Annotated in this window: 10 protein-coding genes; 6 read left to right on the top strand and 4 right to left on the bottom strand. The window is 59.6% G+C overall.

The features are described 5' to 3' along the window. Position 1 precedes the first annotated feature (1 nt). Genes ACSQ16_RS14525 through ACSQ16_RS14510 form a run of 4 tightly spaced genes read left to right on the top strand, consistent with a single transcriptional unit; the run spans position 2 to position 5070 of the window. Complete coding sequence (locus ACSQ16_RS14525) at positions 2-685, top strand: 4'-phosphopantetheinyl transferase family protein (protein ID WP_243262615.1); 684 nt, start codon at positions 2-4, stop codon at positions 683-685. A gap of 4 nt (positions 686-689) precedes the next feature. Continuing rightward, complete coding sequence (locus ACSQ16_RS14520) at positions 690-1634, top strand: hypothetical protein (protein WP_243262616.1); 945 nt, start codon at positions 690-692, stop codon at positions 1632-1634. Continuing rightward, complete coding sequence (locus ACSQ16_RS14515) at positions 1631-4225, top strand: hypothetical protein (RefSeq protein ID WP_243262617.1); 2595 nt, start codon at positions 1631-1633, stop codon at positions 4223-4225. Before ACSQ16_RS14520 ends, ACSQ16_RS14515 begins: the two co-directional genes overlap by 4 nt. Then, on the top strand, positions 4216-5070 hold the full coding sequence (locus tag ACSQ16_RS14510; RefSeq protein ID WP_243262618.1) for a glycosyltransferase family 2 protein: 855 nt from the start codon (positions 4216-4218) through the stop codon (positions 5068-5070). The genes ACSQ16_RS14515 and ACSQ16_RS14510 overlap by 10 nt, the downstream gene beginning before the upstream one ends. On the opposite strand, the gene ACSQ16_RS14505 is transcribed toward ACSQ16_RS14510, so the two are convergent. Then, a complete protein-coding gene (locus tag ACSQ16_RS14505; protein ID WP_243262619.1) occupies positions 5067-6272 on the bottom strand; it encodes a glycosyltransferase family 4 protein in 1206 nt (401 codons plus the stop codon). The genes ACSQ16_RS14510 and ACSQ16_RS14505 overlap by 4 nt on opposite strands. Before the next feature lie 159 nt (positions 6273-6431). On the opposite strand from ACSQ16_RS14505, the gene ACSQ16_RS14500 reads away from it, so the two are divergent. Further along, entirely contained in the window at positions 6432-7742 is a 1311-nt protein-coding gene (locus ACSQ16_RS14500; protein ID WP_243263141.1) for an oligosaccharide flippase family protein, read from the top strand. An 8-nt stretch (positions 7743-7750) separates the two neighbouring features. Here ACSQ16_RS14500 and ACSQ16_RS14495 read toward each other — a convergent pair whose 3' ends face one another. The 3 genes from ACSQ16_RS14495 to ACSQ16_RS14485 all read right to left on the bottom strand — a co-directional run bounded on the left by ACSQ16_RS14495 (position 7751) and on the right by ACSQ16_RS14485 (position 10905). After that, positions 7751-9052 (bottom strand): GumC family protein, encoded by a 1302-nt coding sequence (locus ACSQ16_RS14495; RefSeq protein WP_243262620.1) that lies wholly within the window; start codon positions 9050-9052, stop codon positions 7751-7753. Positions 9053-9166: 114 nt separating this feature from the next. Beyond that, the gene (locus tag ACSQ16_RS14490; RefSeq protein WP_093926722.1) at positions 9167-10066 is read right to left on the bottom strand and encodes a CpsD/CapB family tyrosine-protein kinase; all 900 of its coding nucleotides are present in this window, start codon (positions 10064-10066) and stop codon (positions 9167-9169) included. A gap of 71 nt (positions 10067-10137) precedes the next feature. Continuing rightward, positions 10138-10905 (bottom strand): sugar transferase, encoded by a 768-nt coding sequence (locus ACSQ16_RS14485; protein ID WP_243262621.1) that lies wholly within the window; start codon positions 10903-10905, stop codon positions 10138-10140. 1150 nt (positions 10906-12055) lie between these two features. Here ACSQ16_RS14485 and ccoN point away from each other — a divergent pair. Then, positions 12056-13681 (top strand): cytochrome-c oxidase, cbb3-type subunit I, encoded by a 1626-nt coding sequence (gene ccoN / locus ACSQ16_RS14480; protein ID WP_243262622.1) that lies wholly within the window; start codon positions 12056-12058, stop codon positions 13679-13681. The last annotated feature ends 2 nt before the right edge of the window (positions 13682-13683 follow it).

Here is a 13683-nt window from a genome sequence, read left to right as displayed (position 1 = left end):
GATGACCCAAGAGGCCGAGATTGCGGCGGCGGTGCGCAGGTTGTTTGACCTGCCTGTCGCCGTGGCCGTAACGCGGCCTGACGCTGTTCATCCAGCCTTGTGGGAGGGCGAAGCCACCTTGATCGCCCGCGCGCGACCTGCACGGATCGCAGAGTTCACCGCCGGCCGCAGCGCGGCACGAGAAGCGATGCGTCAACTTGGATATGCGCCTGAACCCATTCTCGCCACCTCCGATCGCGCGCCGATCTGGCCACCGGGGCTTGTGGGGTCAATTAGCCATTGCGCGGATTGGTGTATCGCCGTGCTGGCACCCCAAAGCGACATGCGCGCCCTTGGCGTGGATATCGAAGACGACGGCCCGCTGCCCGCAGACCTGCTGCAAGAAGTCTGTAGCCCAATAGAGGTCGCCCGTCTGCAAGGGCAGGCGCCGTTGGGGGCTGCCAAACGCATCTTCTGCGCCAAAGAAGCGACCTATAAAGCGCAGTATCCGCTGACGAAAACGCTGTTCGGCTTTGACCGGCTAGAGGTCACATTGGCCAAAGACGCCACCGCATTTGAGGCGGAATTCACCCAAGCCACTGAATGCTTTACCCGCGGCGAGAAGCTGCTGGGGCGGGTCGCCCTTGTGGCGGGCCACCTTGTCAGCGGGGTGGCGATTGGGCAGATTGATCGCAAAGGAGCTTGATCCCATGATCGCACTGTCACGCCGCGTTTTTCTAGGCGGAGCCGCCCTTGCCAGCCTTGGCGGCGGGACGTGGTTCTTTCGCCGGGCGCAGGTACAAGATTGCGCGAAGGACCTCTATGCCATGCCGTTGACCGCGCCGAATGGGCCTATGCAGGTTTACCATCTGGGGCATTCATTGGTGGGCCACGACATGCCCGCGATGCTGGCGCAGATGGTGGGGGCGGGTCACAGTTTTCACAGTCAGACCGGATGGGGCACCTCCCTGCGCGAACATTGGGAGCCGGATGAGGCGATTAACGGATTTGAACGCTCCAACGATCACGCGCAGCACCGTCCGGCCCGCGCCGCCATAGGATCGGGCGATTATGACGCCGTGGTGTTGACCGAGATGGTCGAAATTGCCGATGCCATTCGTTATCATGACAGCCCTGACTACCTTGCCCGATGGGCCAGTCTGGCACATGAGGCCCGGCCCGATACCCGCATTTACCTTTATGAAACATGGCACCACACCGATGATGGTAACGGCTGGCTAAACCGCATCGACCGTGACCTTGACAAATACTGGCGCGATGAGGTGCTCTACCCCGCTTTGCACCACTCTGAGGTGCCTGTGCATCTGATCCCCGCCGGTCAGGCCATGGCGGCCTTTGTCCGTGCGGTTGAGCAGACTGGTGGGGTTGGCGGTATTGTCAGCCTGCATGATTTATTCTCGCGCGACGATAATGGTCGCTCGGACACGATCCATTTTAACGATCAGGGGGCCTATCTTGTGGCGCTGACCCATTACGCGACGCTTTATCACCGTGACCCGGCGGGCCTGCCGCATCAATTGAACCGCGCCGATGGCACCCCAGCCAATACGCCAAGTGCTGAGGCCGCCCAACTGATGCAACGCGTGGTCTGGGATGTCGTTCGCGCCCATCCCGACAGCGGGGTCGCAGCATGAGCGGTCTGGGCAGTCTGTTTTCCGTTCTCATGGTGGGGCATAGCCTGTTTGGCACTGACGGGCCGGATATGCTGCAAGAGACGCTGCGGGCCGGATTGGGGCAGGGCGAGGTGCGCGCCCAGATCATCAACGGTGCGCCCCTACGTCATAATTGGCAGGAATCGTCCAGCGCCGAAGGCGTTGATGCACGCGTCGTGCTGCCCGAGGGGCAAACCACCCATCTGATCTTGACCGAGGCGATCCCGCTGGCCAATCACACGCGCTGGTCGGATACCGAAGTTTACGTGCAGGCATTCTTTGACCTTGCTGCAAATGCCAACCCTGCGGCAAAGGTCTATCTGCAAGAGACGTGGCATTCGCTAAAAAGCGGCAGCGGTGAAACTGTTGAATACGACGACAATGCCCATATCCCGTGGCGCGAGCGGTTGGAAAGTGATCTGCCGGTATGGGAGGGGATCGCGGCCTCTGTTGCGGAAGGGCGCAGTTCAGACAGCGCAACGATTGAGTTGATCCCAGCCGGGCAGGCGATGGCACAGCTATACGATGAGATTGCAGCCGACCGCGTGCCGGGGCTGACCCAGATCGACGCGCTTTTTGCGGATGACATTCACCTGAACGATCTTGGCCACTATTTCGTTGCGATGGTGCAATACGCTACGCTGACGGGCAAAGACCCGTTGGGGTTACCGAGCGACTTCAACAATCGCTGGGGCAAGGCATTTGAAACACCCCCACCAGATCTCGCACGAGAACTTCAGCGTGTTGCGTGGGATGCGGTGCGCGCCTATCAAAGCAGCGCCGTGGTGCCGGTTCCCCCGGCGTCGCGTCCGGCGGCAGACGACAATGCACAGACCGCGCCGATCACCCCCACGGGGCCACCGGCGACAGCAGAAACTGTGAACACGCAGGCCGAAATGCCTCCGGCGCCAGTGCTCAGTGCCCCCTTTGAAATCGTCGCACCCGAGAGTGCTGTCAAAGGCACGCGCGCTATGGGCACCAACCTTGCCAGTGTTACCGATTGGAGCGTTCAGGCGCCGTTTCTTGATCTGATGAAAACCGCGCGCCCATGGCTTGGCCATATGCCGGGGCGCTTTGGCGGTATGGAATATGCGCAATTGGTTGACGGCGGCTACCTCAGTGCAGAGGGCTGGCCGATCAAGATGCCACGGGAATTGGGCAGTATCGGCACGCTGATCCTGACCGATATGCCAAAGGAGGCAGCATCGCTAGAAGGGCGTTATTTGCTGCGGTTCAATGGCACAGGCGTGATCGAGGTTGCGGGGCGGGCCAAGAATGTACGCTATGGCAAGAATGAGGTCCGGTTCGACTATGCACCGGGGCCGGGCAGCGTGGAAATTCGCATTCAACGGATGCATCGGAGCGACCCGCCGCGCGATATCACCGTGGTGCGCGAGGATCGGGCCGCCGCTTTTGATGCAGGCGCACGGTTCAACCCGGATTGGACCCAGCATCTGACGGGGATGAAGGTTCTGCGCTTTATGGATTGGATGGGCACCAATGACAGCCCCATCGCCACGTGGGAAAATCGCCCACGCCCTGAGGATGTGACTTATGCCCTGCGCGGCGTGCCGGTTGAAGTCATGGTGGCGCTGGCAAATGAGCTAAAGATCGACCCGTGGTTCAACATGCCGCATCTGGCAGAAGATGCCTATGTCACCGAATTCTCGACCTATGTATTAGAGACGTTGGACACAGACCTGACCACCTATGTTGAATTCTCCAATGAGGTTTGGAACTGGCAGTTCGCTCAGACCCGCTGGGCCGATGAAATGGCCCAAGCCCGTTGGGGAGAAGCCGAAAAAGGAATGCAGTTCTACGGCCTCCGCGCCGCCGAAGTTGCGCGGATTTGGACGGATGTCTTCGGCGACAAAGCAGACACAGGGTTGCGCAATGTGATTTCCAGCCAGACGGGGTGGCTGGGATTGGAAACCGAAGTGCTGGACGCACCGCTTTACGTCGCAGAAAAAAAAGGAAACAACCCGCCCGCCACTGCATTTGATGCCTACGCCATCACCGGATACTTCGGCGGAGTGCTGGGGCTGGAGGATAATGCCGAGATGGTGAACGGCTGGCTGTCCGACAGTCTTGCCACCGCCCGCGCGAAGGGAGAGGCGCAGGCGCTTAGCGGGGCCGACCTAGAGGCGTATATAGAGACACATCGCTATGACGCGGCCTCGGCCCTCGCGGCCCAAGACCTGCGCAATGGCGGCGCCAGTGGGCTTGAGAATGATACGTTGGCCGATCTGATCGGCCGTGTTTGGCCCTATCACGCAGCCGTGGCGCGGGCGCATGACCTAGATTTGGTGATGTATGAGGGCGGCACCCATGTGGTTGGGCTTGGTTCGCAGGTAGACAACGAGGCGTTGACCGACTTCTTTCACCACCTCAATTACACGCCTGAGATGGGCGCGCTTTATACTGATCTGATGGCCGGTTGGGAGGCTGTCGGCGGGCAATTGTTCACCCATTTCGCCGACGTTTATACCCCCACAAAATGGGGGTCTTGGGGCGCGCTGCGCTACCTCTCGGATGACAACCCGCGGTGGGATGCAGTGTCCACATGGCGCTAGCGGCTGCCAAATTTTCGGGGGTCAGTATCCTGATCCCCGCCCATGATGAGGCGGATTGGCTGCCTGCTTGCCTCGATGCGCTCTGCGCATCTGGCCCGGTCTCGGGGCCGGTTGAGGTGATTGTCGTGGCCAACGGTTGCACTGACGCGACCGCCGAAGTGGCCCGCAGGGAAGCATCGGCTTTCAAAGGGCGGGGCTGGACGTTGCGGGTGCTGGAACTAACCGAAGGCAGCAAGCTTAGCGCGTGGAACGCGGGCGAGGCGGCAGCGCGAGGTGAAGTCTTGGTCTATCTCGACGCCGATGTTTTGGTCTCCCCGCCCTTGTTGGGGCAGTTGGCCGAAGTGCTGGTCGACGCTGCGCCGCGCTATGCCAGCGGGGTGCCACGGGTGACTACAATGGGCGATTGGGTAACGCGCCATTACACACGTTTTTGGCGCACGACAAGCTTTATGACCCACGGCGTGCCGGGGTTTGGTATCTTTGCGATGAACCGAGCAGGGCGGGCGCGTTGGGGGGATTGGCCGAACATCATCTCGGATGATACCTTTGCGCGGCTGAACTTCCGCCCCGAAGAACGTATTGCGGTGGCCGCCACATATGATTGGCCGATGATCGAAGGATTCGCGCCACTGGTGCGTGTGCGGCGGCGGCAGGATGCGGGCGTGGCCGAGGTGGGGCGGCTCTTTCCCGAACTGATGCGAAACGATGATGCGCATGATGACATGCGCCCTTTCTGGAGACGCGTGCTCAGCGATCCGTTGGGGGGTATCGTCTTTATCGCCGTGCGTCTGACGATCCATGCCCCGGTCTTTCGCAGTGCAAATCGCTGGGTGCGGGGGCGTTAACGGGCAACATCTTGTATGAATTCGGCCAATTTGGCGGCCTCGCGGGTGACGTCATGGCGTGCGAAAACACGCGTGCGGGCCTTTGCCCCCATGCCATTTAATGCCGCTAAGGGTGCGTCATGTAGCGCTGTCATTGCCTCGGCTAAAGCGGTGACATCACCGGCAGGCACAAGCCAACCGGTTTCGTCGGGCTGCACCAACTCCGGTGTGCCTGCGATATAGGTGGCGATCACCGGGCGAGCGGCGGCCATGGCCTCCATCACCACCATGGGCAATCCTTCGGCAAAGCTGGGCATGACCAACGCATGGGCGGCGGCGAGTTCGGAGGTGACGCGGGCTTCGTCGACCCAGCCGGTCAGTGTGATGCGGTCTGCTAGGCCATGGTGGGCAATCTCGGCCTCAATCGCGCGGCGCAATTCGCCGTCACCAATCAGCGTCAGATGCAGATCGGGATGGCTGTCACGCAGCTGCGCCATCGCTTTGATCAGGGCGATCTGGCCCTTCTGCTCAACGAAACGACCGATGGAGACCAAGCGACGTTCGCCATCGGGTAGGGGCGCAGGGGTGGGGAATTTGGAAGGCTCTATTCCGCAATGCACCACTTTGATGCGCGGCCAATCGGCAGGATCGGCCCAGCGGCAAAGTTGGCTGCGTCCGAATTGGCTGATCGCTACCGCAAAGGCAGCATGGTGAATTTTCGTGCCAAGGGACAGCGCGCGAGGGCTGTCGAATTCTTCGGGGCCATGGGTGGTGAAACTATAGGCCGGCCCGCCCAAACTGTGGCAGAGCATTGCGACCATGGTGGCATTGGTGCCGAAATGCGCGTGCAGATGTTCTACGCCGCTGACCTCCAACTCATCGCGCAGGTAGCAAGCTTCGGCAAGATAGATGAGATGCCGCAAAAGCCCCGTCTCGGCCCGGCGTGCGGCCTGTCGGACATCCCGTAGTGCCTTGATGAATTGCGCGGGCGACCTGAGCAAACCGCGCAGACTGGCAGCGGCAAGCGCCGTGCCACCGGCGGCCAAGACATAATGTGTGCGTGCATGCTCGGCCTTATCTTGCGCATCAATCAGCGGCACATCAGGGCCGCGCATGGCGAAACGCAAGACCTCATGGCCCGCCGCCTCCAACGCCGCGATCTCGCGCCGGATGAAGGAATGCGAGGGCTGCGGGTAGGTGTTGAGGATATAGGCGATCTTCACGGGGGCGCGGGCCTTGGGCTGGGGGCGATAATCATTGTTACCCGCCTGCTTGCCACTGGCACAAGGGCGGGCAAGCCTTTAGTCTTTCGGAAAGAATTGGATAAGGCGCGATATCGGGTGTTTTCAAAGGTTTCCCAAGCGGTGACAGGCAATCGCCTGATGGCCCGCGCCCTGCGTTCAACTTCTTGGATTGTGCTGGGCTATGGTGGTGCCCAAGCGATCCGGCTGGCGTCAAACCTGATCCTGACGCGCCTCCTGTTCCCCGAAGCCTTTGGGCTCATGGCCTTGATACAAGTGGTGATCGTCGGGCTGACGCTGTTTTCGGATGTGGGTATCGGACCGTCGATCGCCCAGAGCAAACGGGGCGATGACCGGGATTTTCTAAATACCGCCTGGACGATCCAAGCAATCCGGGGGGGGTGTCTATGGCTTGCGGCCTGCGCGCTGTCATGGCCGGTGGCGGTGTTCTATGGCGAGTCATCGCTGCTGGTTTATCTGCCCATCGCGGCGCTGAGCCTTGTGATCGCCGGGTTCAATCCCACACGGATTGAGACCGCGCATCGGCATTTGCAGATGGGGCGGCTGACGCTATTGGATCTGGCGTCGCAGGTCATTGGAATCATCGTGATGATCATCGGTGCGGTGATCTATCAATCTGTGGCAGCGCTGGTCGTGGGCGGCGTGGTGGGCGCGCTGGCAAAACTGGCGCTGACCCATGCGTTTTTGCCGGGGCCGGGCAACCAATTCCGCTGGGAGCGACCCGCGGTGCAAGAACTGGTGCATTTCGGCAAGTGGATTTTCCTATCCACGATGTTTTGGTTCTTTGCCAGCCAAGGTGACAAGGCGATCTTGGGCAAGTTCCTCTCGCTCGAAGGGCTCGGAATCTACAATATCGGCTATTTCCTTGCCAGTTTCCCGCTCATGCTGGGGCAGAATGTGACCGCCCGGGTGATGATCCCGATTTACCGCGAGGCGGGGGGCGGCGATCAACCAAAGCTGCGACGGATGCGCTATGGGTTGAGCGGAGGGCTGCTGGCGTTGCTGGCGGTAATGGCACTGGCGGGGCCGTGGCTGGTGTCGGTTCTTTATGACCCACGGTATCTGCAAAGCGGGGCTATTCTGGTGATGCTGTCGCTTGCATTGATGCCGCAGGTGATCGGGATGACCTACGATCAAGCCGCGCTGGCCGCAGGGGATTCGCGGCGTTTTTTCATCTCTTCCGCCTCTCGGGCTAGCCTGCAGATCGGTATGTTGCTGGCGGGCGTGATCTATGCCGGGCTGCCCGGCGCGCTGATTGGTCTGGGCGTGGCGATGCTGCTTTCACATCTCGTGCTGATCTGGTTGGCGCGGGCGCATGGTGTTTGGGATGCGCGCCATGATCTGACATTTGCCTTGCTGGGGGTAGGGCTCGGCGCTTTGGCAGTTTGGCTGCACTGGGATCGGGTGTTGGGTCTCAGCGCCACGGTCTAGCAAAACGCTTAGCCCTTTTGCTGACGCGCCAATCGTGCGGCGCGGCCTTGTTTGCCAGCGTTCAGCCGTTCCTGCCAGACCTTGCCCAAGGTGCGGCGCTTTTCATGCGGGCTGAGGTCGGGGATCGACACCACAGGGATCAAGCCCGTTTCGCGAGTCATTTGGCGGGCCGAACGGATCACTGGGCGGCGCAATTCGAGCAGGAAGGCGACGAACAGACCTAGCATAATACTGGCGAGGCCGCCGATGATGGCAAGTTTTTTGCGGCTGGCCGAGACTGGATATTCGGGCAGTTCGGCCTGCTCAAGCGTGATCAGTTTTTCGCCGCGCTGATCGGTTTCGAGCGAGAAGCCGACTTCGGCCTCATTGCGCCGGGCTGTGATTACTTCCAACTGGTTTTGCAATTGGGTCATGCGGCGCTCAAACCGGGCCAATTCACGCTCAACCTCTGGCGAGGTTTGCAGGCTTGCGGTCAGTGTCTCGCGCTGTTCTTGTAGCAAATCACGCTGTGTTGTGAGGCTTTCCATCGTGGCGTCCAGCTCAGCCTGTTCGCGGGCGATGGTGGCGGCGCGGGCGTCGGGGTTCACCCGGTCACGGGCCAGCCGCGTGGCGATGATCTCACGATCAAGCTCTAGGATCGCGTCATTCAAGCTGCTGATCTCGCCGCGGCGAAATTCTAGACTGCCTTCGAGGGAAAGATCATTTTCGGCGCGGTAGTTGGCCAATTCAGCCTCAAGCGTAGAAATATCGCGGATCAAATTTTGCTCTTGGCGCTGGAAAAACTCCAAGGTTTCGAGGGTCTGGCTTTGACGCTGCGCGGCAGACATCTGGCGGGTGCGGTCGGCAAATTCGCGGGCCACGGCCTGCGCATCGGCTGGGTTGCCCATCTCGGCGGTGAAGGTCATCACAGAGATGGTGCCATCATCGGCAAAGCCCTCACGCGGGGCTGCGACCCCTGTAATTGTAACGGAACGGCGCAGCAGATCGACTTTTTCTGACATCCGCAGCGCGGTCAGGTCTTCATAGAGGCCAAATCTTTGAATGATGTCGACAAGCGTTCCGCGTGCCATCAACTGCTGTTCGATCAATTGCAGGCGACGGGCTGACGATCCTTCGACGGTAGAAGGGGCAAGATCATTGGCGATCTTGGGCTGTTCGATCTGAATGACTTCGGAAGATTGATAAACATGGGCGATCGACAGCGCCCAAAATACCGAAGCGACACAGCCCAAAAGCGTGACCAGAATAATAACACCCGCGCGGCGGCGCAGCATGTCGATGATGTCATCGAATGTATAGATCGGTCCCATGTGCCTCTTTCCAACCTGCTTTGGCCGCCAGTCCATTGCTTGGCGGTGTTTCCCTGCCTAGACCAGAAGACTTGGGCGATAATAGGGCGCTAACAGGCGCAAAGACAGGGGGTGTCAGGCATATTTCGGAAGACTTGAAGACCGGGCACGGTTCAGGACGATGCCCAAAAGCGGCACCTGACCTTCAAGCATACGTTCACATTCACGCAGATGCCGCGCCATGGTCTGACTGCCGTCAGAGATCAACAATACCCCGTCAAGCTGAGGCAAGAAGGCCGACAGGTCGTCATGCTCCAACATAGGCGGCATGTCATATAGGACGATCTCTGGCTGGAGCGTCGCGCGCATCCGCAGCAAGGTTTCGGCCGTTGCGCTGTCTTGAAGGATTTCGGCGGCGTTCACCTCGGGTTGGTCATTCAGGCCAAGCGCCAACGTATCGCTTACACGAACCATCTGCTGGCCCAGACTGGTCCGACCGGCCAAAAGGTCGCTCATTGCACCGGGGGCGTCCGTGTCAAATGCGCGGGCCAGACCGGGATTACGCATATTCATATCCATCAGGACAGTCCGTGATCCCGGCACTCGGGACAGGCTCAGCGCCAAATTGGTGGCCGAGAAAGTATTGCCGCAGCCTGACGTGGGCGCGGTGACGGCGATATTCACCCAGCCATGTTCCAATATCGTCTGACGCAGACGCGTGCGCAGCAGATCAAAGGCCCGTGCGGCCGCGCTGTTACGGTGATCATCGACCAGCGGCATGTCCCCACCGGGGCCGGGTGTTGCGATGGGCAGGTCTTGCCAACGTGGGGCGCGGTCATCGCTGACGTATTGCGTGATCTTAGGGGCGGCGACGGGCAGAGGCTCCTCGAAGGACAGATCGCCGTCGAACTCGTCCTCATTATCCATCACTGTACGACGCGGGCGGATGCTGTGCCGCATCCCCGGGCCGCCAAAGGTCGCCAAAACATCGCTGTTGTCCGCCCCGAGGGCGTCAGATGCGTAAAGATCCTTCATCTTGTTCCCTTTCGATTTTCTAAACATGAGGTGGACAATTTCCGATTGTTAGCAGGCGTGGTCAGCATCGCTCAGCACCCCGTCCGACGCAAGACGACCCCGAAGGTTTTGATCAGAATGGTCAGATCCATCGGTAGAGAGAGGTTGCGACGGTAGGCGCCATCTACTTCATTGCGGTAGGTAAAGCGGCTGTTGTTGCGCGCAGAGACCTGCCAAAGTCCGGTAATGCCGGGGCGCAGAGCAAAGTAGGATTTCGGGTCGCCGTACATTTCAAGCTGTTCCGGCATCATTGGGCGCGGGCCGATCAAGCTCATGTCGCCAATCAGCACGTTCCAAATCTGAGGCAGTTCATCGATGGATGTGGCCCGCAAGAAGTTACCAACCCGCGTGATGCGCGGATCGTTCTTCAGCTTTTGCATCTCATTCCATTCCGCACGCATGGCCGGATTTGCGGCAAGATAGCTTTCCAGTACCGCATCGGCATCACGAACCATCGTGCGCAGTTTGAGGATGGAAAAGCGTTTCCCGCTACGGCCCAGCCGCTGCTGCGTGTAAAAGGGTTGGCCGCTTTCGATCCATAGCGCCAGCGCACAAAGGGCAATGATCGGCAACGCGATAGGCAGGACGGCAAGGATCAGCAGTTTGTCAAGAACCGGTTTGGCGTAGCGACCATAAAGACCCTTGGGGCGCAGGCAGAAAGAGGCCAATTCACGCGATGCCTGCAAAACTGCAGCGCCCGCAGCGTTAGGTGCGCGGTCCATCTGGCGGGCCAGCACCGGAGGTCCGGCAGTGATTTCCATCAGGCCAAAAGCGTGTCGGTCGGCGTTAAAGTACTTCATCAAACCCCCCAGGGTCTATCGCATTCATTCGGGCCACTGCGGCCCGCGGCGCGTTCTCGCCGCTAAAAGTCGAAAGTCTATCCGACCTATACGTTCAGGTAGGGTACGTATCATTTGTTACCACCTTCGCGCCTTATTTGCTCCTTTTTTTAAGAAACAGACTGTTTCCTTCTTGGCGAGGCGGGCAGGATTTCATCAATAATCTGGGGGAGTTAGAGCAGGGGGCATCGGCATGGTGAGAGATGGGATCGGACCATTCATATCACGGTGAAAGGCGCGCCCGGAGATATTGGAGTATATTATAAGGCACTGAATTATAATCTATAATTTCTCGAGACCGCGTCAGCTTTGTTTTCCGGTAGCGATGCGGGGCACTATTCATTCTGTGTTCGCAGGATCGATAATCCTGCCTCTGCCAAGGTGACCAAAACGCGTCAAAAGGACCCCGCGCCCCAGCCATGGTCACGAAAATGTCAAAGGGAAAGCTGGGCGACAGTTAGGCGAAACGCAAGATTCGTGGGCTTATCCCTCCCCAATGAACGGTTGAATCCCAAAGTGATTCCCTGTGGCTGTTCAGGGTCGGTCCGGCGATTCAATACGAGGAAAAGCATTAATCGAAATATGTGGTGTGGATGACCTGGCCATGGTTGTGCGTATCAGCCTTAAGTCGTCGATCCATTTGCTATTTGCAGTGATGACAAGTTTGCCTCCATAGCGGCTTGGGCACCTTTCACAAGTGATGGCTGCGATACTGGACAAGCGCTTACACAGCTCTCAGCAAAAATCTTACGAGCAGTGTGCACATCATCTGTTCGCTTCGACATTCACGATACCCCTATCGGTCCAAGTCGGATGTATCAGTTATGTCTGAGGCCCGTGCGGGCACTTCCTGCGCTTCTGCCGCTCTTCCCGAAGAGGTGCGGATTAGATTGGGGGCGTCCAACTCATCTGCGGGATCAAGCACCCCCGTTTAGGGGGACGAGGTCGCATAGCATTTGCTCTGGATCAATTCGCGCGCAGTAATCGCCGCAATCGCGCGAAAGCCGCGCACCGACATCTCTACAGGTTTGTCGCCGCCCAATTGACCCAAGTCAAAACGCCCCCGGTCGGGCCATGCGATCCGTCTTCGAAAGAGTGAAGGATTCGGAATATGATCGATATGGTGAAGTTGATCCTCTTCGCGCTGATCGCGTTTTTCGCGGCGCTCGGTGCGGATTGGGCCCGCGATCCGGCTTATATGGTTCATGCGGTGCTCATCATGGTGCTCGCGGCGGGGGCCTTTATCTGGCAGTTGCGCCAGATCCCGGTCGAGGATGCCCCGGCAGCGCCCAGCGTGTCCGCGCAGGCCTACGGGATGCGGGACTATATGGACGGGCCGGTCCGCTACGGCGTGATCGCGACGGCCTTCTGGGGCGTCGTCGGTTTCCTCGTCGGGACCTTCATCGCCCTGCAATTGGCCTTTCCGGTGCTCAACATCGACTGGGCTCAGCCCTATGCCAACTTCGGCCGCCTGCGCCCGCTGCATACCAGCGCCGTGATCTTTGCTTTTGGCGGCAACGCGCTGATCGCCAGTTCCTTCTACATCGTGCAACGCACATGTGCGGCACGGCTCTGGGGCGGCAATACCGCGTGGTTCGTCTTCTGGGGCTATCAGCTTTTCATCGTTCTGGCGGCCACAGGCTACCTTCTGGGCGCCACGCAGTCCAAGGAATACGCCGAGCCCGAATGGTACATCGACATCTGGCTCACCATCGTCTGGCTGGCCTATCTCGCCGTCTTCTTCGGCACGATCATGAACCGGCGCGAGCGGCATATCTATGTCGCCAACTGGTTCTTTCTGGCCTTCATCATCACCGTGGCCATGCTGCATGTGGTCAACAACCTTGCCATCCCGGTGTCGATCTGGGGCTCTAAATCGGTGCAGGTCTTCGCCGGCGTGCAGGATGCCATGACGCAGTGGTGGTATGGTCACAACGCCGTGGGCTTTTTCCTGACCGCCGGGTTCCTAGGCATGATGTATTACTTCGTGCCGAAGCAGGCGGGCCGGCCGGTCTATAGCTACAAGCTGTCAATCATTCACTTCTGGGCGCTGATCTTTCTCTATATCTGGGCGGGTCCGCACCACTTGCATTACACCGCCTTGCCCGACTGGGCGGCGACGCTGGGGATGGTGTTTTCGATCATCCTGTGGATGCCAAGCTGGGGCGGCATGATCAACGGTCTGATGACGCTCGAAGGTGCCTGGGACAAGATCCGGACCGATCCGATCATCCGCATGTTCGTGGCCTCGCTCGCCTTCTACGGCATGTCGACCTTCGAGGGGCCGATGATGTCGATCCGGGCCGTGAACTCGCTGAGCCACTACACCGACTGGACCATCGGCCATGTGCATTCCGGCGCGCTTGGCTGGAACGGACTCATCACATTCGGCGCGCTCTACTTCCTGACCCCGCGGCTCTGGGGCCGGACGCAGATGCATTCCATGGCGGCGATCAACCTGCACTTCTGGCTCGCGACCGTGGGGATCGTCCTCTACGCGGCCTCGATGTGGGTGACCGGCATCATGGAAGGGCTGATGTGGCGCGAGGTCGATGCCAACGGGTTCCTCGTCAACAGCTTTGCCGACACCGTCGAGGCCAAGTTCGTGATGTACGTGATCCGGGCTCTGGGCGGGGTGCTCTACCTCGCGGGCGGTGCAGTCATGGTTTGGAACATGTGGATGACCATCCGCGGACCGAAATCACGCCCCGTTACCGTCGCCCTGCCTGCGGAGTAAGA

Source organism: Sulfitobacter sp. SH24 (assembly GCF_965641895.1).
Lineage (GTDB): Bacteria > Pseudomonadota > Alphaproteobacteria > Rhodobacterales > Rhodobacteraceae > Sulfitobacter > Sulfitobacter dubius.
This window is presented reverse-complemented; position numbering and strand designations above follow the sequence as displayed.